21 protein-coding genes are annotated in these 23,640 nt (G+C 59.3%); 13 read left to right on the plus strand and 8 right to left on the minus strand.

Annotated features, from left to right (window positions below; all coding sequences use genetic code 11):
• Positions 1 to 181 precede the first annotated feature (181 nt).
• The gene (locus ACR0J4_RS20735; protein ID WP_480668810.1) at positions 182 to 1,729 is read left to right on the plus strand and encodes a trimethylamine methyltransferase family protein; all 1,548 of its coding nucleotides are present in this window, start codon (positions 182 to 184) and stop codon (positions 1,727 to 1,729) included.
• Between the two features lie 135 nt (positions 1,730 to 1,864).
• Here the strand turns inward: ACR0J4_RS20735 and ACR0J4_RS20740 are convergent, their stop codons facing one another.
• From ACR0J4_RS20740 to ACR0J4_RS20755, 4 genes are read right to left on the minus strand one after another with little or no spacing between them, the layout of a single operon-like run.
• Complete coding sequence (locus ACR0J4_RS20740) at positions 1,865 to 3,205, minus strand: NAD(P)/FAD-dependent oxidoreductase (protein WP_170643850.1); 1,341 nt, start codon at positions 3,203 to 3,205, stop codon at positions 1,865 to 1,867.
• Complete coding sequence (locus ACR0J4_RS20745; protein ID WP_170643852.1) at positions 3,202 to 4,698, minus strand: aldehyde dehydrogenase; 1,497 nt, start codon at positions 4,696 to 4,698, stop codon at positions 3,202 to 3,204. The genes ACR0J4_RS20740 and ACR0J4_RS20745 overlap by 4 nt, the downstream gene beginning before the upstream one ends.
• 3 nt (positions 4,699 to 4,701) lie before the next feature.
• Complete coding sequence (locus tag ACR0J4_RS20750) at positions 4,702 to 5,631, minus strand: dihydrodipicolinate synthase family protein (protein WP_170643854.1); 930 nt, start codon at positions 5,629 to 5,631, stop codon at positions 4,702 to 4,704.
• A 7-nt stretch (positions 5,632 to 5,638) separates the two neighbouring features.
• The gene (locus ACR0J4_RS20755) at positions 5,639 to 6,349 is read right to left on the minus strand and encodes a GntR family transcriptional regulator (protein ID WP_170643856.1); all 711 of its coding nucleotides are present in this window, start codon (positions 6,347 to 6,349) and stop codon (positions 5,639 to 5,641) included.
• A gap of 163 nt (positions 6,350 to 6,512) precedes the next feature.
• On the opposite strand from ACR0J4_RS20755, the gene ACR0J4_RS20760 reads away from it, so the two are divergent.
• Positions 6,513 to 7,463, plus strand: a complete 951-nt coding sequence (locus ACR0J4_RS20760; RefSeq protein WP_170556459.1) for a GlxA family transcriptional regulator — start codon at positions 6,513 to 6,515, stop codon at positions 7,461 to 7,463.
• 378 nt (positions 7,464 to 7,841) lie between these two features.
• Here ACR0J4_RS20760 and ACR0J4_RS20765 read toward each other — a convergent pair whose 3' ends face one another.
• Complete coding sequence (locus ACR0J4_RS20765; RefSeq protein WP_170643858.1) at positions 7,842 to 8,381, minus strand: ZrgA family zinc uptake protein; 540 nt, start codon at positions 8,379 to 8,381, stop codon at positions 7,842 to 7,844.
• Between the two features lie 237 nt (positions 8,382 to 8,618).
• Here ACR0J4_RS20765 and ACR0J4_RS20770 point away from each other — a divergent pair, with 237 nt between their 5' ends.
• From ACR0J4_RS20770 to speB, 10 genes are all read left to right on the plus strand, one after another.
• Positions 8,619 to 9,890, plus strand: coding sequence for an imelysin family protein (locus ACR0J4_RS20770; RefSeq protein ID WP_170643925.1), 1,272 nt, complete (start codon positions 8,619 to 8,621; stop codon positions 9,888 to 9,890).
• 125 nt (positions 9,891 to 10,015) lie between these two features.
• Complete coding sequence (locus ACR0J4_RS20775; protein ID WP_170468500.1) at positions 10,016 to 10,309, plus strand: (2Fe-2S)-binding protein; 294 nt, start codon at positions 10,016 to 10,018, stop codon at positions 10,307 to 10,309.
• Entirely contained in the window at positions 10,257 to 10,742 is a 486-nt protein-coding gene (bfr, locus tag ACR0J4_RS20780; RefSeq protein ID WP_170642156.1) for a bacterioferritin, read from the plus strand. Before ACR0J4_RS20775 ends, bfr begins: the two co-directional genes overlap by 53 nt.
• Positions 10,702 to 12,249, plus strand: a complete 1,548-nt coding sequence (locus ACR0J4_RS20785) for a di-heme oxidoredictase family protein (protein ID WP_170643859.1) — start codon at positions 10,702 to 10,704, stop codon at positions 12,247 to 12,249. Before bfr ends, ACR0J4_RS20785 begins: the two co-directional genes overlap by 41 nt.
• A gap of 3 nt (positions 12,250 to 12,252) precedes the next feature.
• A complete protein-coding gene (locus ACR0J4_RS20790; RefSeq protein ID WP_170643860.1) occupies positions 12,253 to 13,263 on the plus strand; it encodes an imelysin family protein in 1,011 nt (336 codons plus the stop codon).
• Between the two features lie 3 nt (positions 13,264 to 13,266).
• On the plus strand, positions 13,267 to 14,352 hold the full coding sequence (locus tag ACR0J4_RS20795; protein WP_170643862.1) for a DUF1513 domain-containing protein: 1,086 nt from the start codon (positions 13,267 to 13,269) through the stop codon (positions 14,350 to 14,352).
• 101 nt (positions 14,353 to 14,453) lie between these two features.
• Positions 14,454 to 16,343 carry a biosynthetic arginine decarboxylase gene (gene speA, locus ACR0J4_RS20800; protein WP_170643864.1) on the plus strand — a complete coding sequence of 630 codons (1,890 nt, stop codon included), beginning with the start codon at positions 14,454 to 14,456 and terminating at the stop codon, positions 16,341 to 16,343.
• Positions 16,344 to 16,357: 14 nt separating this feature from the next.
• Positions 16,358 to 17,569 (plus strand): saccharopine dehydrogenase family protein, encoded by a 1,212-nt coding sequence (locus ACR0J4_RS20805; protein ID WP_170643865.1) that lies wholly within the window; start codon positions 16,358 to 16,360, stop codon positions 17,567 to 17,569.
• A gap of 84 nt (positions 17,570 to 17,653) precedes the next feature.
• A complete protein-coding gene (gene nspC, locus ACR0J4_RS20810; protein ID WP_170643867.1) occupies positions 17,654 to 18,823 on the plus strand; it encodes a carboxynorspermidine decarboxylase in 1,170 nt (389 codons plus the stop codon).
• On the plus strand, positions 18,820 to 19,662 hold the full coding sequence (speB, locus tag ACR0J4_RS20815) for an agmatinase (protein ID WP_170643869.1): 843 nt from the start codon (positions 18,820 to 18,822) through the stop codon (positions 19,660 to 19,662). Before nspC ends, speB begins: the two co-directional genes overlap by 4 nt.
• Here speB and ACR0J4_RS20820 read toward each other — a convergent pair.
• Positions 19,659 to 20,249 (minus strand): HD domain-containing protein, encoded by a 591-nt coding sequence (locus tag ACR0J4_RS20820; RefSeq protein WP_170643871.1) that lies wholly within the window; start codon positions 20,247 to 20,249, stop codon positions 19,659 to 19,661. The two genes, speB and ACR0J4_RS20820, sit on opposite strands and share 4 nt — an antisense overlap.
• 97 nt (positions 20,250 to 20,346) lie before the next feature.
• On the opposite strand from ACR0J4_RS20820, the gene ACR0J4_RS20825 reads away from it, so the two are divergent.
• Positions 20,347 to 21,180: a LysR family transcriptional regulator gene (locus ACR0J4_RS20825; protein WP_170643872.1), complete on the plus strand. Its 834-nt coding sequence runs from the start codon at positions 20,347 to 20,349 to the stop codon at positions 21,178 to 21,180.
• On the opposite strand, the gene lptF is transcribed toward ACR0J4_RS20825, so the two are convergent.
• Together lptF and ACR0J4_RS20835 are read right to left on the minus strand one after the other, a co-directional pair.
• Positions 21,177 to 22,301: an LPS export ABC transporter permease LptF gene (gene lptF, locus ACR0J4_RS20830; RefSeq protein WP_170380555.1), complete on the minus strand. Its 1,125-nt coding sequence runs from the start codon at positions 22,299 to 22,301 to the stop codon at positions 21,177 to 21,179. The two genes, ACR0J4_RS20825 and lptF, sit on opposite strands and share 4 nt — an antisense overlap.
• 99 nt (positions 22,302 to 22,400) lie before the next feature.
• On the minus strand, positions 22,401 to 22,994 hold the full coding sequence (locus ACR0J4_RS20835) for an FkbM family methyltransferase (RefSeq protein WP_170643874.1): 594 nt from the start codon (positions 22,992 to 22,994) through the stop codon (positions 22,401 to 22,403).
• Positions 22,995 to 23,640: the final 646 nt, after the last annotated feature.

Here is a 23,640-nt window from a genome sequence, read left to right on the forward strand (position 1 = left end):
CGTGACAAACACGCCGAGGCACCACAGGCCGCAGAATAAACCCACCAAAACACAAACAATCCAAGCGCCGCCCCAAAAGGGCGGCGCTTTTGCGTGTCGCATCCTGCAAACACATATCGCTATCAGAGAGGTTGGCGCGCCGCGAATCCGTCATTTTCGTTCCAAGATGGAGGATTGCCCTTTGAATATTCGAACCCAATCACGTTCCGGAGGCCGCGCTGCGCGGCGTGCAAAACGCACAGCCCCGAACTTTGAAATGCTGCCCGGCCTGACCCGCGCCATCCCCGAATGCGAGGTGATGGACGGCAGCCAGGTCGAGATGATCGACAATGCCGCCATGGACATTCTGGAAAATGTCGGCGTTCAGTTCCGCGACCCGATCGCGTTGGAAGACTGGAAGAAGGCCGGTGCCAAGGTAGACGGAGAGCTGGTCTATCTTGACCGCAACATGGTGCGCGAGCTGATCTCGACTATTCCGGCACAGTTCACCTATCACGCGCGTAACCCGGCCAATAACGTCAAGCTGGGCGGCAAGCATTCGGTCTTTGTGCCGATGACCGGCGCGCCTTTCCTGCGCGATCTGGACGATGTGCGCCGTAACCCGCTGCTGGAAGATCTGGCGATGTTCCACAAGCTCAGCCATATGATGCCCGCGCTGCACAGCTCGGCCCACCATATCGTCGAGCCTTATGATCATCCGATCAGCCAACGCCACCTGCGCATCACCTACTCGTCGATGAAATACTCGGACAAGATGTTCATGGGCATGACCACCTCGCCCAAGAATGCCGAGGACGTGATGGACATGTGCGCGATCCTGTTTGGGGATGAGTTCATCGATAGCCACCCCGTGACCACCGGCAACTGCAACGGCAACAGCCCTCTGGTCTGGGATGAGACGATGCTGGGTGCGATGCGTGCCTTCTGCCGCCGCAATCAGCCAGTCCTCTGCTCACCCTTCGTTCTGGGTGGCGCGAACACGCCTGCCTCTGTGCCTGCCACTGTGGCCCAATTGACAGCCGAGGCGCTGTCTGCGCTGGCCTATACGCAGGTGGTTCGCAAAGGGGCGCCCGCGATCTGGGGTCACTACCTGTCGACCGTGTCGATGAAATCCGGCGCGCCGATGGCGGGTACGCCCGAGATCAGCTTGATGAACTTCATGATCGGTCAGATGGCGCGGTTCTATGATGTTCCCTGGCGCACCTCGAACACGCTGGGCGGTGCCAAGACCTTTGACGCACAGGCTGGCTACGAATCTGCCACGACGCTCAGCGCGGTTCTGCATGCCGGGGCCAATTACATCTGGCACTCGGCGGGCTGGAACGAGGCCGGCATGCATTGCTCGGTCGCCAAGTTCATTGTGGATTCGGAACAATGCGCGATGGCCTATCGCATGGCGGAAGGTCCCAAATGGGGCGACTTCGATCAGGCACTTGCCGCCGTTCCGGATGTCGGCCCGGGTGGCCACTATCTGGGCCATCCGCATACGCAGGACAACTTCCAGACGGCGTTCTTCATGCCCGAGCTGTTCGACAACAACTCGATCGAGCAGTGGCAGGCCGAAGGCAGCGTTGAGATCACGGAACGCGCCCTCAAACACGCCAAGAAACTGCTGGCCGAGTATCAGGAACCAAAGCTGGACGAGGCCAAGAACGAAGAGCTTCTGGACTATATCGCGCGTCGGGAACGGGAAATTCCGGCAGCGGATGAGTTGAACCAGACCTACTGATACCAACTCCCCTACTGGCCCGCCCACCATTCAGGGCGGGCCTTTTTTTGCAAATTCGCTAGTGCTGCAACAGGCGAGAGAACGTGCATGTCTCAGGCCGCTGGGTGTCGGCAGGCTCAGTTGAGCCCACCAAGCCTATTCATCCCGCGCGCGCCATTCTTTCCAACGCAAGACGGCATTCGCTCCGATTTCCCGAAACGGCTGGGGCGGCAGGCGTTTGGGGGCACCTTCGGCCTCGAAAAAATCTTTGATGTCGGAACTGTGGCCGCAGGCCCTCTCGGCTGCGGCGATCCCGGTCAGGGTCCCGCGCGCTGTGCCCAGTCCGTTTTGGACGCAGCCAGAATAAACGCCCGGCTCGATCTCTCTTGCGACAGAGACACCATTGAGGCTGAGGCACAGGTGACCGGCCCACTGATGCTCCATCCTCAGCCCCGCCAGTTGCGGAAACCGCTGATCGAACTTGCGCTGCATCACTTTGGCGGCGCGTGCCAGATCGCTCGAGGTTGCTGCCATGCCTGGCCGCAACGCGGCACAGGTCCGGGTGACAATGCGATTGCCGCCCTGCCCGGTGTCGATCCTACGCATGGTCGTTCCCATCGGGTCCGAGGGCGTCACGCCCCAGCGCGGCTGCCCTCCCAAACGGGTCAGCGCATCGGCGTCCAACACGGGCGTCATCGAGGCAAAGAGGAACAGCTGCATCAACCGGTCCCGTTCAATCCCGAAGCTTTCCAGATGACCATTGACCGTCAGGATGATCTTGCCTGTGCTTACGGTGCCTTTCCCAGTCCGCACCACCCAATCGCTGCCGCGTTTTTCAAACCCAAGAACGGGCGAGTTTTCGAAAATGGTGACCCCATCCCCGGCCAGCCCTGCAGCCACCCCCCGAACATAACCCGCCGGTTGCAGCATGACCGTTCCGGGTGTGAAGAGGCCCGATTGATAGTGCCGCGATCCGGTGAGTTCATGCATCTGCGCGGGGTCCAGCATCTCGCTGTTTTCGCCCAGGGTTTCCAGATGCCGCGCATAGCTGACATTGTGGGCATGGCCCGTGTCGCCTGACGCTCCGTTGACCTTGCCCACTTCGTCGAAAAAGTTGCGGTCGATCTGGTATTGCTCAACGGCGGACCGCGCGAATGCGATGGCCTGCCGGTTGAGCGCGATCATGGTCTTGTCATCGCCCGCTCCGGCATAGTCATCCGATGCTAGGTCGTGCGGCAGATCGATCATGAAGCCCGAGTTTCGCCCCGCGGCCCCTTCGGCCACGCGACCGGCCTCAAGCACAATCACACGCGCCTTGGGATCCAATTGCGTCAGACGCCGCGCCGCCGACAAACCGGCAAAGCCGGCGCCGACGACCACGACATCAGCGGTCAGATCCTTATCTAACTCCACCGCGGGCGGCTGGGCGCCGAGGATGACGCTCCAGGCCGCAGGGCCGCGATGGGTTGGCAGTTTGCGTGCTGAGTATGCGCTCAATCGACGGCCTCATCCGCGTCATCGGCCAGATCAATCCAGATGGTTTTCAACTGGGTGTACTGATCATGCGCATGGACGGAGTTATCCCGCCCGCCGAAGCCGGACTGCTTGTAGCCGCCAAAGGGCGTGGTGATATCCCCTTCGCCAAAGCTGTTCACGGTCACGGTCCCTGCCCGGATCGCCCGAGCGCCTCGGATCGCACGTTTCGCGTTGGCCGTGAAGATCGAAGCGCAAAGGCCATACTCCGTATCGTTGGCGATTTTGATCGCCTCATCAAAGCCCGAGACCTCAATCACCGACAGGACGGGGCCAAAGATCTCCTCGCGCGCCAGAGTGGCGTCATTGCCCGAGACTTCGACGACGGTGGCCTCGACAAACCCTTTTTCGGCCTTGCCGCCAATCACCACGTTCTCGGCCTGATCCAAATAGCCACACACTTTGTTGTAGTGCCCTTCGCTGACCAGCGCGCCCATGCGGGTTTCCGGGTCCAGTGGATCGCCAATGTTCCACTGTTTGGCGTGATGGGCGATGCGCTCCAGCAACTCGGCCTTTACATCCTTGTGCACGATCAACCGCGACGAGGCCGAGCAGTTCTCGCCCATGTTCCAGAACGCACCATTTACGATATGCGCGGCCACGCGATCCAGGTTTTCGGCGTCATCCATCACGATGGCGGGGTTCTTGCCGCCCATCTCCAGCACGACCTCTTTGGCGTTGCTTTCAGCGGAGTAGGTCAGGAACCGCTTGCCGGTCACCGTCGAACCGGTGAACGAGACCATGTCGACATCCATTTGCCGTCCGATCGGCTCACCGACAGCGGCACCGCCGCCGGGGACAATGTTCAGGACACCGCGTGGCAGACCCGCCTCCATTGCCAGTTCGGCAAGACGCAGCGCGGTCAGCGTGGTCTCGGCTGCGGGCTTCACAACGACCGAGCAACCCGCCGCCAGAGCCGGTCCGATTTTCCAGGCCAGCATGAGCAACGGGAAGTTCCACGGCAGCACCAGACCCACCACGCCAATTGGCTCACGCACGACCATGGCGATATGGTCATCGCTGGCGGGTGAGACCTGATCGTAGATCTTGTCGATCGCTTCCGCGTGCCATTTCAGGCAGTGGATCGTTTCCGGCACGTCCACCGTTTCACAGTCATAGATGGTCTTGCCGCTGTCGATGCTCTCCATCACCGCCAGTTCGCGGGCGTTGCGGGTCATCAATTTGCAGAGCCGGATCAAAACGTCCTTGCGGTCCGAGGGGTGCAGTTTCGACCACCGCCCATCGTCAAAGGCTTCGCGCGCTTTCTCAACTGCGAAATCAACGTCCGCAGCACCACAAGAGGCGATATCGGCCAGCTTCTCACCGGTGGCGGGGTTCACCGTTTCGAACGTCTCGCCCGAGATCGCCGGGCGGTACGCGCCGTCAATGAATGCTCCGGTCGGCAGAGTCAGGTCTGCGGCGATGGATTTGTATTCGTCCTGTGTCAGCAATTCCATGCCTTAGCCCCCAATCTTCTTTTCAGCTACGATATCAGCGATTGTTTTCTTCAACACGCGCGTCACCTGTTCCAGCGCCCGCTTGTCATCCTTGTTCAGCCCCTTCAGCGGAGCCCGCATTGCGCCCGCCTCAAGGCCGTTCATGGTGACGCCATGTTTAATGGTCTGGATGAACTTGCCGCCCTGCTCCAACACCCGCATCAGCGGCATCATCGCGCTCATGATCCGGCGGCCTTTGGCGAAATCACCTTCGATCACACAGGCGTTGTACAGCGCCACATGCTCTTCCGGCAGGAAGTTCGACCCGCCGCACACCCAAAACGGCGCGCCCCAGGCGAAGAACTCCAGCGCCTGATCGTCCATGCCACAACCCAGCTGGATATGCGGGTAGTCGCGCGCCAGCAGATGGACCCGGTTGATATCGCCCGAGCTTTCCTTGATGCCACAGAAATTCCGGCTGCGGCCCACACGGTCGAGGAATTCCTCGCCCATCATCGTTCCGGTGCGGTGCGGGTAGTTGTACAGCATCACCGGCAGGTCAGCGGCCTTGTCGATGGCCAATGCGTTCAGCGCGTTTTCCCGGTCGGTGGGCACCGAATAGGGCGGGCTTGCCAACAGGATCGAGTCTGCTCCGATCTCACGCGCACCCGAGGCCAGCGCAATCGAGTCTGGTGTCAGCATCGCTCCGGTCCCGACGACCAGAGGCAGACGACCTTTCAACTGCGCATGCGTGAACTTGGCCAGTTCCAGCCGCTCTGCCACGGTCTGGGCATAGTTTTCGCCGGTCGAGCCGCCCGAGATCAGCCCGTGAACGCCACTGGCGATCAGGAATTCGATCACATCGGACAAAGCGTCCCAATTCACGCTGGCATCCTCGTGATAGGGCGTGACCACAGGGGTATAGATTCCCTCAAACTTGAAAATCGGGTTCATTCCGTCCTCATGCAGGTTTCGAAAGAGGCGGGATGCCCATCGGGACATCCAGCGCATCAGGCATCACGAACAGCTCAATCTGATCGCGAGACAGGTTCCAGTGGTCCTCGGCCAGCTGCGCAGCAGCCGTCTCATCGCCCGCCTCGATGGCGGCGATGATGGCGTCGTGCTGACGGCTGGCCTCAGACAGGTTTTCGGTCAGACCCGCGTTGCGCGGTCTGTAAAAGGTCATCCCGATCCGGGCATGGTCGATCAAAAGACGATTGAACGACGGCAACAGATATACATTGCCGGACATCTGCCCCGTGACATCGTGAAACCGATTGTTTGCTAGCGCACGATCCTCGGCCGAGCCCGACTGCAAAGCCGAACAAAAGGATCGCTGGGCATCCTTCAATGCCTCAATCTGATCTGGCAGAGCGTTGCGCGCGGCCAGCCGCAGGATGGCGCCATACACCATCGGAGCCGCCAGAAAGAAATCCCGCAGCGTGGTATGCGACATCTCAGAGACGCGCGTGCTGCGATTGGCGCGCTGGTCCAGATACCCCTCACCGGCCAGTTGCCGGAACACTTCGCGCAGCGGGGTTCGCGACAGGCCGAAAGCTTCGGACAGATGCGCCTCATCCAGATCCGCACCGGGTTTTAGCCGCAAGGTCAGAATCGAGACCTTGAGGTGTTCTGCAAGATCAGATTTGCGCGAACGCGCTTCGTCCTTCATCCGCCTATCCCTTTGTCGCAGCCGCTTGGCGAATCGAGATCGCCCAGCTAAGGGTGTTGTATGCGATTAAAATACAACTTGTATACAATTAATTTTCGTGCAGCATAGGCAACCTGCGAATAATGTCGAAACCACCCAGCAGCCCGGAAGCGCAAAGACCGCCATGCCCGATCCCAGCCACATCACCTTCATTCTGATCGAGGAGTTCTCGCACCTCGCGTTTTCCTGCGCGGTCGAGCCTTTACGGATTGCCAACCTCGTCAGCGGGCAGGATCTCTACAGCTGGTCTTTTGTGTCTGAGCATGGCGAACACGCTGTCTGCTCCAACGGCTCGGTGACTCTGGTCCATGGGGGATTCGATAGCCTGCCCAAATCTGATCAGATTTTCGTGCTGTCTGGTATCCACATGCGGAACCACGCCTCCAAACCTCTGCTAGCTTTGCTGCGCCGTGAACGGGCACGAGGGACAGCGATCGGCGCACTATGTTCGGGCGCTTGGCTTTTGGCAGAGGCCGGTTTTCTCAACGAAATGCAGGCCGCCATTCACTGGGAATACCATGACGCCTTCACCGAGGCATTTCCCGATGTGAACCTAGTGCGCAGCGTGTTTGTGGTCGACGAGAAGCACATCACCGCCTCTGGCGGTACAGCGACCGCCGACCTGATGTTGCACTTAATCGAACGAGACCATGGGGTCGAGCTGGCCATGGATGTGGCTGATCAGATGGTTTACAACGCCGTACGCAACGCCACAGCCAAACAGCGCGTGTCCCTGCAATCGCGAAACGGAATGCGCAACATCCATCTGTCCAAAGCGATTGAGGTCATGCGAAACAACATCGAAACGCCAGTCTCGCCCTCTGCGATTGCAGATGAGCTCGGTATTTCGACACGGCAGCTCGAACGGCTTTTTGGGAAATACCTGAATACCTCGCCCAAAAAGTACTTTATGGAGATGCGTCTGGAACGCGCGCAAAAGCTACTGTTGCAAACCGAGGCTTCTGTGACCGAGGTCGCCATGGCCTGTGGATTCGAGAATCCGGGCCATTTCTCACGCGTGTTTCGCCTGAGTTTTGGCGTCACACCTCACGCACAGCGCAACAAGATTGACTGAAATCAAGCAAACCCACCACTGGGGGAGAGCGTCCTGATCCGCCCGATACTGGGCACATCCACGCTCATCCCCCGATCCCTTCGAGAACCCCCTCATTAAAATCGGACTAGTCAACACCTCGGTAGGATAGTGTGGTAGTACCGACGAATGTTGGCACAACTATTGCCAATTCGTGTCAGATCTTGGTTTCTTTCCGACACAAACATTAATTTTGCGGAATTTGATCAGAATTCAGGTTAGAGTTGAGTGTTTTGTGCACGCATAAGCACCCACGCACCCGCTCAGACCCCAGCTGATTCCGGTCCGACTTTCGAGCTTGTCTACTTTGCTCGTCGATCCACCCTGCCGAAACCCTTTTCACTAAGCATGGAGGCAGTATTAGTCCGAGTCTTGCAAAGCCGAGACATCAAGGACCGGCGACTGCGAGGTAACATGGACGCGCCGCGTAACACCCTGCGACGATGCGGTGATATCGAGCGTCGAAACTTGATCAAAACGCTCAAAATACGCGAATTCGATTATATCCAGAGCGGCCATGTCCGAACACTGAATAACATACTCGGCCAGAAACTCGGGCGCGCCCACCGCGTCTGCATCCGACCCCAGCCCTTCGCCCGTCAAAGACACATTGGCCGATGCCGTGGCGCACCCAGCCTGTTCAGGGACAAGAAAAAGGGTTAACGGCTTTGACAAGGACGAAATGGCATCCGCGATCGCGGACCGATCCGCGTCATCTGCTGCGCGATGGTCGAACTCCAAAATATCCTCGCTCGGGACCGCTAACGACACGCTGAACTGAGTTTCCTCAAAGGAAATATCCAATGACCCCGCAACAGCACTCTGCGCGGGAACCTGATCCCCTGCCCATGCCTGGACGGTTACTGCACACAAACCGATCGAAGCACTCAACCACTTCATGAACTCACACCACTCGCAATAGAATCACATGGATTAGTTTAACTTTATACGAACATGGCGCAATCGCGACGGCGTGTATCAGACCCACCAGATATGGGGATGTAGCTCCCCTGCAGTAAATCCGACAATAAAACTCAGGTTGACATTGTCGACTATTTCACTCAGCTATGTGCGTGCAAGTGCAGCCCCTTTTGGACGCACCTGTACGAGATTTCTGACATGAAAGACCTGAACCCAATGACGAAATTCTTTGCTGCCGCCAGCACTCTGACACTATGCGTGGCCACCGCTGCATCGGCCGGTGACGCACCTGCAAAAGCGGACGTGCTGACAACTTACGCCAATATTGCAGAAGCCAAATATGATGACAGTCTGATCGCCGCCAAAGCGCTGCAAGACGCCGTCAACGCGCTGATCGCCGACCCGTCGGACGCTACGTTGAACGCCGCGCGTGCGGCCTGGATTGCCGCCCGCGTCCCTTATCAGCAGACCGAGGTTTACCGCTTTGGCAACGCCATCGTCGATGATTGGGAAGGCAAAGTGAACGCGTGGCCACTGGACGAAGGCCTCATCGACTATGTCGACGCCTCCTACGGTGGCGCCACGGATGAGAACGAATTCGCCGTTCTTAATGTCATCGCAAACCCGAGCTTCGAGCTTTCGGGAACCGCGATTGACGCGACCGAGATCACTCCTGAACTACTGGCAGAGACCCTACACGAGGCCGACGGGATCGAGGCCAACGTCGCCACCGGATACCACGCCATCGAATTCCTGCTGTGGGGTCAGGACCTGAACGGTCACGGTGCAGGCGCGGGCAACCGCCCGGCCACCGATTACGCGAAAGGCGACGACTGCACCAACGGCAACTGCGACCGCCGCGCGCAATACCTGAGCGCCGCAACCGACCTGCTGATCAGCGATCTGGAATGGATGACGGCACAATGGGCCGAAGATGGTGATGCACGCGCCGCCCTGTCCGAGAACGAATCCGCGGGCATCAGCGCCATTCTGACCGGCATGGGCTCACTGTCCTATGGCGAACAGGCTGGTGAGCGTATGCGCCTGGGACTGATGCTGAACGACCCCGAGGAAGAGCATGATTGCTTTGCCGATAACACGCACAACAGCCACTACTACGATGGCCTTGGCATCCAGAACGTCTATCTGGGCAACTACACCCGGATCGATGGCACCCCGATCTCGGGCGCGTCTCTGTCGGATCTGGTGATCGCCGCTGACCCCGCTTTGGACACCGAGATGAAGGCCAAGCTATCGACAACAATGCAGGCTCTGGGCCGGATCAAATCGACCGCCGAGGCCGGTTTCGCCTATGACCAGATGCTGGAACGCGGCAATGCCGGTGGCGAGGCCCTGATCATGGGCGGCGTCAACGGTCTGGTTGACCAGACCAAGACCATCGAGCGTATCGTATCGACCCTCGACCTCGATGGCATCGAGTTCGAAGGATCGGACAGCTTGGACAACCCTGACGCGGTTTTCCACTAAACACGTAAAAGGGCTGGAGGCGCCGGCAAAACGACGCCTCCGGCAACCTAGCCACCACAAGGTGGCTGGACTTGAAGGCATTACCTTACTAAATAAGTAAGAAAATCAACGAGCCTCGATTCGCCATGATCGTCTGCCACTGCACAAACATCTCCGACCACGACATCCGGGCCGCTATCGACTGGATGCGGACCTCTGACCCGCAAGCAATCATTACCCCGGGCAAGATCTACCACGCGCTCGGGAAATCTGCCGACTGTGGCGGGTGCATGCCGCTTTTCCTAGACACGATGCGAACCGACGATAATCTGGAAGTCCCCATGCAGCTGCGTGCGTTACGCACCGGCCTATCACAGGAGAAGGCAGATGAAGGGCGATCCCAAGGTCATAGAGTATCTCAACAAATCCCTGCGGCATGAGCTGACAGCCGTCAGCCAGTATTGGCTGCACTACCGGCTTCAGGAGGACTGGGGCTTGGTCCATATGGCCAAGAAAAGCCGCGAAGAAAGCATCGAAGAGATGGGGCATGCGGACAAGCTGATCGAACGGATCATCTTTCTGGAAGGCCACCCGAACCTGCAAAAGCTCGACCCTCTACGGATCGGGCAGAACCCCAAGGAAACGCTGGAATGCGATCTGGCCGCCGAACACGATGCCCGCACATTGTATGTCGAAGCGCGGGAATATTGCCGCGAGGCGGGCGACTATGTCTCTATGTCGCTCTTCGAGGAATTGATCAGCGATGAAGAAGGTCATATCGACTTCCTCGAAACACAGCTCGATCTGTATGAAAGGATTGGCGACGCCAATTATGCGCAACTCAACGCCGCGAAAATGGACGCCGAAGAATAGTATTCTCGCCCTCTTGGTGGTCGCAACTGCGGCCACCCCTTCCCTGTCAGCCGAGCTGCAGGACCTTCACCTCAACTTCACCCCACGCACCGAAGACGAACGCGCGCGCATTGCCGGTGTCACCGCACTGCCGCAGGATTTCAGCGCGCCGCAAAGGTTCGAAGAGTTGCCTGCCGGGGCCGCAACCGTGCGTGTGCGCAACAACGCGGATGCGTTCTCGCAACCGTCCAAGAACCTGAGCTTTGAACAAGAGCTGGACTTCAAGGTCGGCAACGGATTGTTCAAGAAAATCTGGGTCTCGTCGCCCTCTTCGACTCTCGCGTCTGATGGTCTTGGGCCGCTGTACAACGCGCGTTCATGCCAGCGCTGTCACATCAAGGATGGGCGCGGGCATACACCGAACGGGCCGGATGACAACGCCATCTCGATGTTCCTGCGCGTGTCCATTCCCGGCAGCCCTCAGGACGCGCCGGAAGGGATCGAAGACTATCTCGCTACCCTGCCCGAGCCCAACTACGGCGGCCAGATGCAGGACTTCGCCCTGGCCGGACATCCGGCGGAATACCGGTTGGAGATCACCTACGAAGAAATCCCGGTTGCACTGTCCGAGGGCGAGAGCGCCTCGCTCCGCCGTCCCACCTACACGGCTGCCGATCTGGGATACGGCGCGCTACACCCCGACGCCATGCTCAGCCCCCGCGTTGCGCCGCAGATGATTGGCCTCGGGCTGCTTGAGGCGATCCCGGTCGAGGACCTGCTGGCCAAAGCCGACCCGGACGATACGGATGGCGATGGTATCTCGGGCCGGGCTAACATCGTATGGTCGGTCGAATACGACGCCCCGACTATGGGCCGTTTTGGCCACAAGGCCGGCATGCCCACAGTCATGGAGCAATCGGCTGCGGCTTTTGCAGGTGATATCGGCATCTCGACCCCGCTGTTTCCGGCCCCTTACGGAGATTGCACCGATGCGCAGGACAATTGCGTAAAGGCCCCGCATGGCGACGGCGATGTGCGCGTCTTCGAGGTTGATCAGGTCGGAATCGACCTCGTGGCCTTCTACAGCCGCAATCTGGGCGTCCCGGGTCGCCGGGATGTGGATGACCCGCAAGTGCTGCACGGGAAAGAAGTGTTCCACACCACAGGCTGCGCCGCCTGCCATACCCCGACCCATGTTACTCATCGCATGGAAGACCGGCCCGAGCATAGTTTTCAACTGATCTGGCCCTATACCGACCTGCTGCTGCATGACATGGGCGACGGTCTGGCCGACAACAGCCCTGAGGCCCGCGCCACAGGCCGCGAATGGCGCACGCCACCCCTATGGGGAATCGGCCTGACCCAGCGTGTGTCCGGCCATACCGAATTCCTGCATGACGGGCGTGCCCGCACCCTGCTGGAGGCCGTGCTTTGGCACGGGGGCGAGGCGCAATCCGCCCGTGATACCGTCGTCACCATGCCCAAAGCCGACCGCGACGCCCTTATCCGTTTTCTCGAAAGTCTTTGAATCATGCGCCTATTTACTTTTGCCATTGCCCTCACTGTCCCTTTGGCGGCGTCAGCCCAAGACCGAGCAGCGATCCTGACAGACGTACCTGCCGCGCATATTCTGCCGCGCTTTGCTGAATTGGCAGACGCGACCGAGGCTTTGTCCGCCGCATCCCAATCCGATTGCGCCCCTCAATCAGAGGCTCTGCGCACGGCCTATGGCACCGCCTTTGACGCGTGGATATCGGCCAGCCATCTGCGCTTTGGCCCTACCGAGGCCGACGACCGCGCCTTTGCCATGGCCTTTTGGCCAGACACCAAAGGTTTCACGCCCAAGGCCCTTTCGCAGCATATCGCAGCCGAGGACCCTGCGGTGAACGACACGGCCGCCTATGCCGAGACCTCGGTCGCGGGGCGTGGGTTCTTTGCGCTTGAGCAGATGCTCTACGATCCCAAATTCGCCGATCAGGGCAGTGCCGAATACCGATGCGCTCTGATCCGGGCCATCACGGCGGATCTCGACGCAAATGCCGACGCGATGGCGGAAGAATGGCAAAGCTATGCAGTGAAGCTGGAACAGCCGGGGGGCGACAGCCCGTACCGCACGCAGGATGAGGCGATGCAGGAGCTGTTCAAAGCGCTCTCGACCGGGCTGCAATTCACCGCCGAGACCCGACTGGGACGACCGCTCGGAACCTTCGACCGCCCTCGCCCCAACAGGGCCGAAGCCCGCCGCTCGGAACGCGCCTTGCGTCATGTCGAGCTGTCTCTGATTGCGCTTCAGGACCTTGCAGCGCGGCTGTCTGCCGACCATCCCGAGATCGCGCAGGATCTGGACGTGGCCTTCAACCGCGCAATCAAAAGCGCCCGGTCCATCGACGACCCAGCCTTCGCTGGCGTAGCTGATCCCGCAGGCCGGTTCCGGGTCGAAGCGCTGCAACAGGCGGTGAATGACATCCGCACCATTGCCACGACCGAGCTTGGCCCAACCCTCGGCATCAGTGCCGGGTTCAACTCTCTGGACGGGGATTGAACCATGACCAACCGCCGCCATTTTCTGGCTGGTCTTGCGGCTGCAAGCCTTGCGCCCGCAACGGGGTGGGCCTCGGTTGGGGCGCCCGCCTATCTGGTCGCCGGGCTGTTTCCGGATGGCGCGTTCCGTCTGGCCGGTTTGGATGTGGGCGGAGACATCCTGTTCTCGCTGCCCCTGCCCGCAAGAGGCCACGCCGCCGCCGCACACCCCCGCAAGGCGCAGGCCGTGGCCTTTGCCCGCCGCCCCGGCACGTTTGCTCTGGTCATCGACTGCACCACCGGGCAGGAGCTTGCACGGCTACGGACCCCCGAGGGGCGACATTTCTATGGTCATGGTACTTTCACATCGGACGGCACCCGGTTCTTTTCTACCGAAAACGACTATGAGGCTGGCGAAGGCCGCATCAGCGTATGGGATGCCACGCGTTTTGAACGGTTGGGAGAGGTGTCGTCGGGCGGTGTTGGTCCGCATGACATGCGCCTGATGCCGGATGGACAAAGCCTTGTGATCGCAAATGGCGGGATCGAAACCCACCCCGAGACCGGGCGGACCAAGCTGAACCTACCCGTCATGCAGCCGAACCTGACCTATCTGGACCTGTCCGGGAACCTGCTTGAACGGGTCGAGTTGCCGGGCGACTTGCACAAGAACTCCATCCGCCATCTGAGCGTGCGCAACGACGGGCTGGTCGGGTTCGCGATGCAGTGGCAGGGCAGCCAGACCAAGCACCCGCCCCTGTTGGGCCTGCACCGTCGGGGCGCGCCTCCGCAGCTTCTATCGGCACCAGAAGACCTGCAAATCACCCTGCAGGGCTATGCTGGCAGCATCGCCTTCTCGGCCAGCGGGGCCGAGGTCGCCATAACCTGCCCACGCGGAAATGCGCTGCATCTGTTCGATGTAGCAGGTCGCAGCTTCACGAGAGCTTTCGAACTGGAGGATGTCTGCGGTCTGGGCGCAGGTCCGGACGGGCTGGTCTTCACCACCGGCACGGGCACGTTTGGCGCTGTAAACGAGCAACGCGCGCGGGTGCTGGCCCGCCCCGAGTGCCAATGGGACAACCACCTGATCCCGATCCGCACTTACGCGTAACGTTCGGCAATCCCTGTCACATAGTTTACACTTGGACGAATCAAAATGCTGCCGTAATGGCGGGCGCGAAACCGGCACCTCTGAGTTAAGGACTGACTTGATTGAAACACACGCCCGACGCACCGCATACCATCTACGGGGTTGAGAAATGGGGCAAAGGCCTCATCGAGGTGACGGAGCAGGGCGAGATCGGTCTGCGCAATCCGATGTCTCCGGACACGGCGGCGATCAGCCTACCCGGTATCCTAAGCGATCTGGATGACCGGGGGATTAAGGCACCGATGCTGCTGCGAGTCAGTTCGTATCTGGAACATGAAATCGCGCATCTGAACGAGAGCTTTGCCGACGCCATCGCGCGGGTGGGCTACAAAGGCCCCTATCGCGGCGTGTTTCCGATCAAGGTGAACCAGCAGGCGCAGGTGGTCGACCGCATCGTGGAGTTCGGCAAGAAATACAACTATGGCCTCGAGGCCGGATCAAAGCCCGAATTGGTCGTGGCTCTTGCGCATCGTCTGGCCCCTGAGGCGTTGATCGTCTGCAACGGCGTCAAGGATGCCGAGTTCATCCAGCTGGCGATCCTGTCCCGCAAAATCGGGTTCAATACCGTCATCGTGCTGGAAAGCCCAAAAGAGGCGGATACGGTGATCGAGGTCTACAAGGAGCTCGGCATCGAACCTCTGATCGGCGTGCGCGTGAAACTGACCAACCAGATCAGCGGCAAGTGGGAAGAAAGCTCCGGCGACCGCTCGGCCTTTGGTATGAACACCGATCAGTTGGTCGCCACTGTGGACAAACTGCGCGAGGCGGGTCTGTTGCATTGCCTCAAGCTGCAGCACTCGCATCTTGGCAGCCAGGTGCAGGACGTGAACGACGTCCGCCGCGCCGTGGGCGAGGCCTGTCGCTACTACACCGAACTCACGCACGAAGGCGTGCCGCTGACCCATCTGGACCTCGGCGGCGGCATGGGCGTGGACTATACGGGCGAGAAAAAGGCGGCCGAGAACTCGATCAACTACACGGTCGAGGAATACTGCGCCAACGTAGTCGAAACCGTGGCCTATGCGATGGATGAGGCCGAGATCGCCCACCCTACTCTGGTCACCGAAAGCGGTCGCGCAGTTGTGGCGACCTCTTCGATGCTGGTGTTCAACGTGCTGGAAAGCACGCTGTATGATGCGCCGACCCGCCCGGATGTCGAACCGGACGACCACCACCTTGTTTCTGATCTGGCCGCCGTGCAAGGATACCTTTCCAGCGACCGCCTGCAAGAATGCTGGAACGATGCCACCTTCTACCGCAACGAATTGCGCGCCCTGTTCCGCCGTGGATACGTGGATCTGCGCCAGATGGCGCGGGCGGAACGTATCTACCTGTCGCTGATGGCCCGCCTCAAGGCGCTGGCGGCCAGCGACGATCTGGAAACGGACGTGGACGACCAGCTTGAGAAAGTGGCCGATATCTACCACTGCAACTTCTCGCTGTTCCAGTCGCTCCCGGACGTCTGGGCCATCGACCAGTTGCATCCGATCGTACCATTGCAAGGACTGAACGAAGCCCCGGACCGCCGCGCAGTGCTGTCCGACATCACCTGCGACAGTGACGGCAAGATCGACCAGTTCATTCTGGCCGACGGCGTCTCACCCAGCCTGCCGGTGCATTCCCTCCCCGAAGACGACGAATACTTCATGGGCGTCTTCTTCGTCGGCGCCTATCAGGAAACGCTAGGCGACCTGCACAACCTGTTCGGTGACACCAACGTCGTCACAATCGACCTGCGCGCCGATGGCGGCTTTGACCTGCTGCACGAGCAAGAGGGCGACACGATCAGTCAGGTCCTGTCTTACGTTGAATTCGACCCCCAGGACTGCGTCGCCGCCTTCCGCAAAATGGTGGACGAGGCGATCTCGACCGGTACTCTGCAAGCCAAGGACCGCAAAACCCTGATGAGCGCCTATCGCGACTCCATCAACGGCTACACCTATTACGAATAAGAAGGAGACACACCATGGGCAAAACACTGGTTGTCGGCGCGGGCGGCGTATCCCACGCAGCCGTGCACAAGATGGCGATGAATTCAGATATCTTTACCGAGATCACTTTGGCCAGCCGCACGAAATCGAAATGCGATGCCATCGCAGCGGCCGTTAAGGACCGCGTCGGAGTCGAGATCAAAACCGCTGAGCTGGATGCCTATAAGGTCGAAGACACAGTCAAGCTGATAAAGGAAACCGGGGCCGAGATCCTCGTGAACCTCGCCCTGCCCTATCAGGATCTGGTGCTGATGGAAGCCTGTCTTGAGGCCGGCATCCATTATCTCGACACCGCGAACTATGAGCCCGAGGATGAGGCCAAGTTCGAATACCACTGGCAATGGGCCTACCAAGAGCGCTTCAAAGAGGCAGGCCTGACCGCCATCCTCGGCTCGGGCTTCGATCCGGGCGTGACCAGCGTCTTCGCGAAATGGCTGAAGAAGCACAAGCTGGACACGATCCGACAGATCGACGTGTTGGACGCCAATGGCGGCAGCAACGATCAGGAATTCGCGACGAATTTCAACCCGGAAATCAACCTGCGCGAAGTGCTAGCCGAGGTCCGCCACTGGGAAAATGGTGCGTGGCAGCACAGCCCCCCCATGACCCACAAGGTCGAGTTCGACTTCCCCGCCATTGGCCCCAAGAACATGTACCTGATGTATCACGAGGAATTGGAGTCGCTCTCGACCCACTTCCCCGAGATCGAGCGCGCCCGCTTCTGGATGACCTTCGGCGACGCCTACATCACCCACGCCAAAGTGCTGGAAAACGTCGGCATGACCCGCATCGACCCGGTGATGCATGACGGCAAGGAGATCATCCCGATCCAGTTCCTGAAAACCCTGCTGCCCGATCCCGGCGATCTGGGTGCGGAAACCAAAGGCAAGGCCTGCATCGGCGACATCGCCACGGGTCAGGCCAAGTACGGCTCGGGCGAGAAAACCTACTACATCTACAATATCTGCGACCACGAAGAATGCTACGCCGAGGTCGGTTCTCAGGCCGTCAGCTACACCACCGGCGTACCCGCCATGATCGGCGCGGCACAGGTTCTGAAAGGCAACTGGCGCGAACCGGGCGTCTGGAACATGGAACAGCTGGATCCGGACGACTTCATGAACATGCTGAACAATCACGGCCTGCCTTGGCAAGTCCACGAACTCGACGGCCCGGTCGAGTTCTAGATCCAGAACTTCATCTGGCTATAAATATCCCGGGGGGTCCGGGGGGCTGGTCCCCCGGCCTCTCCACAATCGGAGACGCCCGACATGTCCGACATGATGACGACCCAAGCCGGTGACGCCGGCGCCTTCCGCAAATTCGACTTCAGCCGCGTCCCCAGCCCCTGCTTCGTGGTGGACGAAAAAGCTGTCGAGCGGAACCTGACAATTTTATCAGATATCGGCACCCGGTCCGGCGCAAATGTCCTGAGCGCGCTCAAGGCGTTTTCCATGTTCTCACTGGCCCCGCTGGTGCGCCAACACCTCGGAGGCACCTGCGCCTCTGGCATCTATGAGGCACGTCTGGGCCGCGAGGAATATGGCGGCGAGGTCGCAACCTTCTGCGCCGGGTACAAGGATACGGATATCGATGAAATCCTGTCGCTGTCCGACCACGTCATCTTCAACTCGCCCGCTCAAAAAGACCGGTTCCTCGCCAAAGCCCAAGCGGCCAATGTGCAGATCGGCCTGCGCATCAACCCCGAACATTCCGAAGGCGAGATTCCGAAATACGACCCGTGCGCACCCTGCTCGCGCCTCGGCACTCCTGTCAGCCAACTAACTGCCGAGACCCTGACCGGCGTGGACGGATTGCACATGCACACGCTCTGCGAAAAGGGATTCGAACCCCTGCAACGCACATGGGCTGCCGTCGAGCCGAAACTCAAACCTTTCCTCGGTCAGCTCAAATGGCTGAATTTCGGTGGCGGTCACCACATCACCCGCGATGACTACGACCGTGACGGGCTGGTGGGATTCATCAAGTCCATCCGCGCGAAATACGATGTCACCATCTACCTCGAACCCGGCGAGGCCGTCGCGTTGGACGCGGGTATTCTGGTCGGAGAAATCCTCGACCTGCCCACCAATGGCATGGATCTTGCGATCACCGATATCTCGGCAACCTGCCACATGCCCGACGTGATCGAGGCCCCCTATCGCCCCGCCCTGATGGACGAGGCCGAGGCGGGCCACACTTACCGTCTTGGCGGGCCGTCTTGCCTCGCAGGTGACGTGATCGGCGACTACACTTGGGATCAGCCGCTGGAGATCGGGCAACGCTTTGCCTTCCTCGATCAGGCGCATTACTCGATGGTCAAGACAAATACCTTCAACGGTGTTCCCCTGCCGACCATCGCCCTGTGGAACAGCGAAACGGACGAGCTGAAGATCATCAAACAGTTCGGTTATCACGACTTTAAGGACCGCCTCTCATGAGCATTTTCCTCGACAGTGAACTGACCGCCGCTGAGCGATCTGAAGACGCGCGCTTTCGCGTGATCCCGGTTCCGCTGGAACGCACGGTTTCTTACGGCTCTGGCACCGCCAAAGGCCCCGAAGCCATAATCGAGGCCAGCAATGAGCTGGAGCGCATCACCGGCCATGCAGAACCCTGCGTCGAGGGAATCTATACCGAAGCCCCGCTGGATTGTGACGGCCCCTTGCCCGAGGTGATGGAACGCCTCGCCCAACGGACCGAAGCCGCCATTCGTGCGGGCAAGGTGCCCGTGACCCTAGGTGGAGAGCATTCCCTCAGCTACGGCGCGGTGATGGGCGTGGCGCGGGCGCTGAACCAGCCTGTTGGGATCGTGCAGATCGACGCCCATGCCGATTTGCGCAACGCGTATCAGGGCGAGAAACACTCCCACGCCTCGGTCATGCACCTGCTGGCCGAAGAGGGCGTCCGTCTGGCGCAATTCGGCGTGCGTGCATTCTCAACCGAAGAGGCCAAAAGCCGTCTAAAAAACCATGTCTTCCACGTCGACGCCGAAGAGCTGGTCACCGGCAACATCCACGCCGTCGACCTGCCCGAGGATTTCCCCGAGCTGGTCTATGTCACCTTCGACGTGGACGGTCTGGACCCCTCCCAAATGCCCGCCACAGGAACACCCGTACCAGGCGGTTTGGGGTACTATCAGGCGCTGCGGTTAGTCGAACATGCCCTCAAAGGCCGCAAATGCGTAGGCTTCGACGTTGTCGAACTGGCCCCCGACGGCAATGCCGCCTGGGACTTCACCGCAGCTCATATCGTCTACCGTCTGATGGCGGCCTGTTAACCCTCAGAGGTTTCGTTCAGCTCCATATGCCCTTCGCCCTTGTTCAACACGCGGCGCAGCATGGGCTCGAAGAACTCCAGTGGTTTGGTCGGGTAGTCCGGGTCGAACGCCTTCTGATCGTATTCATGGCAGAAATAGCGGCAGTCCTCCCAATAGGGGCTGTCGCGATACTTATCGCGTGCATTTCGGTCTCCGCCAAGATGGTGGTTGTAGTAATAGCCCTGGAACACGCAGTGATGCTTGAGGATCCAATGGGTTTTTTCGCTGACATAGGGCTTCATCATCGCCGCTGACAGCTCACCATGGTTGTAGGGCGACAGGATATCGCCCGTATCATGGATCAGCGCGGCGACCACAAGTTCCTCATCCGCGCCATCCTCATAAGCCCGCGTCGCGGCCTGCAGTGAGTGTTGGTAGCGGTTTACCGGATACGGCGTCCATTCCTCATCCAACGATCGGATCGCGTCCAAAATTCGGTCTGGCAGGGCGGCGTTATAGGTCTCTTCGTAGTCCATAACGGCGTCCCAGTCGGCCTTTGTGGCCTCTTCAAAACTGGTCCAGGTCGGCTTGTGGCTTTTGTCCAGCATGGCATGTCCTTTGTCCTGATCGGGAACAGGATATCTCGACTTACCTGCTGAAAAAAATGAATTGATTTTATCATGATGATCAAAAAATACTGCCACTATGCAAATCAAAGCTTTCGAAACGTTTCTATGCGTTGCTGAGACCGGAGGGTTTCACGCAGCAGCGCGCAAGCTGAATGTGACCCAAACGGCTGTCAGCGCGCGCATAAGACAGATCGAGGACGCCACCGGAAAGCCTCTTTTCACCCGCGGGGCCGGAGGCACGGCACTCACAGATTTTGGACGCCAATTTCGTCCTTACGCCGAGCAGATGCTCTCGCTCTGGTCCTATGCTTCGACTGATTTGCCCACGCAAAACCAAAATCGCCCGGCGCTAAGGCTGGGGGCGCAGCTCAGCGTTTGGGACCCCTTGCTGGTCGATCTCGCCATACGTTTCGAACAGCATCTTGGCCAATTGCTGCTGACGCTGAACTACGATCATGATCTGGATATGGTGGACGCGGTCGCAACACATGTGCTGGACGCCGCGCTGACCCACGAAAAGCCATCAGACAGGCGGGTGATGTTTGAAACCTTGCCGCCAGAGCGGTTGGTTCTTCTCGAAACCGCTGAGGCAATGGTCGACAACTCGGTATTCGTCAATCTCGAACTTGGCACCGCTTATCAGGACCATGTGCGGACTACGGCCCGCCAGGCGGAGGGGCAGACGGTCTTTCTGGGCAATTGCATGATGGCCCTGCGCTATGTCCTCAAACGAGGGGGACGTGGGTTTTTTCCCGCCTATTTGGCGGCAGAGCACATTTGCTCTGGCGCGCTGGTACGGGTTGAACAGAGCCCGGACCTGATGTTGCCGCTCTATCTCGTAACTCGCCCAGACAGCGCTGCGTTCGAGGATATTCTAGACTGCCTGCAGGGTTTGCGAGACCCTGCCTAGACAGCGACCTCGGCCCTGGAACGGCGCCAAATTGGACGCCCTGCAACCGCCAAGAACAGGCACGAGATCAGGATACCAATGACCGCCGGTGCATAGAGAACGATCCAAAGACCCGGCTCATCTATCACGATCGGAGAAACAAACCCCCGAACGCCTTCAAGCAGAACCAGAATGGTAAACGCCCCCAGAATCTGCGGCCACAACCCGAACCGCGAGAAGCTTCCCAGCATCAGGGTGGCATATCCGACCAGCCCAACCGCCACGCAAATCGCGATCCACGAGAACCGTTGGTGCAACTCATCAGTCAGTTCACCCGGGCTGAACCCTTCTGCGCTGGCGATAGCCTCGCGGTCCCGGATCAATTCCATCGTGGGGATCGCTTCAAGGCTGCGGGCGCTCATCCCTCCGGTACTGGTCAGCGCCGAGATATCGTATGAGGCGTCCTGAAACAGGGTCGATGACAGGGTGCGCCCGTCCTTGTCCAGACGCAGCGCCACCCCATCCAGCATGACAAGGTTGATGCCGGCCGCATTGTTCACCAGATACGCTGTTGAACTTGAATAGCTGACAGAATTCGCTGGGTCTCGCCGGTCTGAGACAAAGACCTCGTGCAAAGTCCCGTCCAGATCAATCCGACCGATATAGACCGTGACACCGTCGGCCGGGTGCAGAAACTCACCCTCATTCAGCAATTGGGCGGTCACGTCACCTGCAACTTCGGCCTGCCGGATCTCGAGCTGCTCGACCGAGGCAGGGCGCAGGAAAACGCTGATCGCCGCCATCATCATCCCTGTAACAAGACCGAACAGCACCACAGCCCGGGCCAGCCGCCAAGGGCTAGAGCCGGTCGCCAGCATGACCGTCATCTCACTTTCCCGGCTGAGGCGGTTCGTGGCGTAGACGGCCGCAGCGAACACAGCCATCGGCATCACTGTTCGGATCAGGGTCGGAAGCGTCAGAGCAGTGAATTCGAGGAAAACAACCGCCGACTGGCCGCCGCTGATCACCCTGTCAAACAGGCTGACAGACCGCGTGATCCAGAAAACACCGACCAGGACCAGAGTGAAAAAGCCAAACAGCACCAGCAACTGCCGCAGGAAGTAACCATCGAAACGCGACATGTACCCTCATTCCCGGTGTCTGCGATTTGCGGGGACTTTAGGCTATCCCGCAAGCAGAGGAAAGACGGTCACCGCCCTGCTTTGAGATCGGGTGGGGTTTCAGATGACCAGAAGATCGACCTGATGTTTGATCTGCGCGAACGCTTCACGTGACACGGGATGAAAGCCCCCAGCATGACGATAAACGCCCTGATAGTTGTCAAATAGCAGGTCACACAGCTCTTGCTGGGTGCTGTACTGTCCGTCCGGGGTAAATTCCAAAAATATCGGCGGTCGGAAATCGGCGATCAACTGCTTCATACCCGTCAGGGCAGATAGCTCATGGCCCTCAACATCCATCCAGACCAGCCCAATTTGATCAGCCTCAAGGGTGCCTGACTGCACCAGGTCGTCAATCCGAACGATCTCGACTGAAAAACTCTCTCGGGTCTTGCCGCTTTTTCGCCTGGCGCCCAGACGCGAGCCGCCCCGGTTGAACAGATTACGGGTAAATTCAGCCGTTCCATTCGTGTCCGAAGCTGCGACACCCAAGATCGTCACTTTTTCTGTCAGCCCGTTCAACGCAAGATTGTGACGCAACAGGTTCATGTTGTCCGGGTCCGGCTCGATCGACACGACGGCGTCACACTGCAGGTCTAGGAAGAAATAGACGGTTTGGGTGCCAATATTGGCTCCAACTTCCAGAACAGACATTCCGGGTTTAAAGGCATTGTTTTGTTCAAGAAACGCCCGCAGATTCGTGACCGAGCCGCGGGCGAATTCACCGTTCTGGCAAAGGGAACGTCAGATTGCATCCGTTGGAAAGAAGGCAAAAGCATGATCGCCCAAGTCCCTAAACAACAAAGTATCCTGATCAAGCAGCTGATTCATGACCGCGCGCCGGGTTTTGCCGCTGCCAAGAACACGTGAGGCAATCTTTTCGGGAATCAGGCTTCGCAATCCCATTCAACACCCTTGAATGCAAATCAAATATTGCCTTTAGTGCATATCTCTGCGTTCGCCGTTCAGCAACACAGGCATCGATTTGATACGAAACATGGTGCATTTGCGCCCTATCGGGCTAGGCAGGTTTTCGGCAGGCTTACACTCGCCAAGTGTCAGAGCCTTCATCGCCTGCTTGCGGCTGTTTCATTTCCAGCAATGTCGTTTGAAACAGGCTCCGGAACTCGGCCTCTCTCACCGTGGGTTCGCTTGTTTCTTCATCTGCAGCACAGGCCTCTTCGGACCGAGGCTGCGTCAGTTGTGCCGCTGGCCAGCGGGAGTCGCGAAAGATCGACCAAAAACTCTGTATCAAATTCCTTCCCTCCCAATGAACTGCGCAAGTCTTGTCACTGCGGGG

The sequence above is a fragment of the Ruegeria sp. B10 genome, from assembly GCF_056539825.1.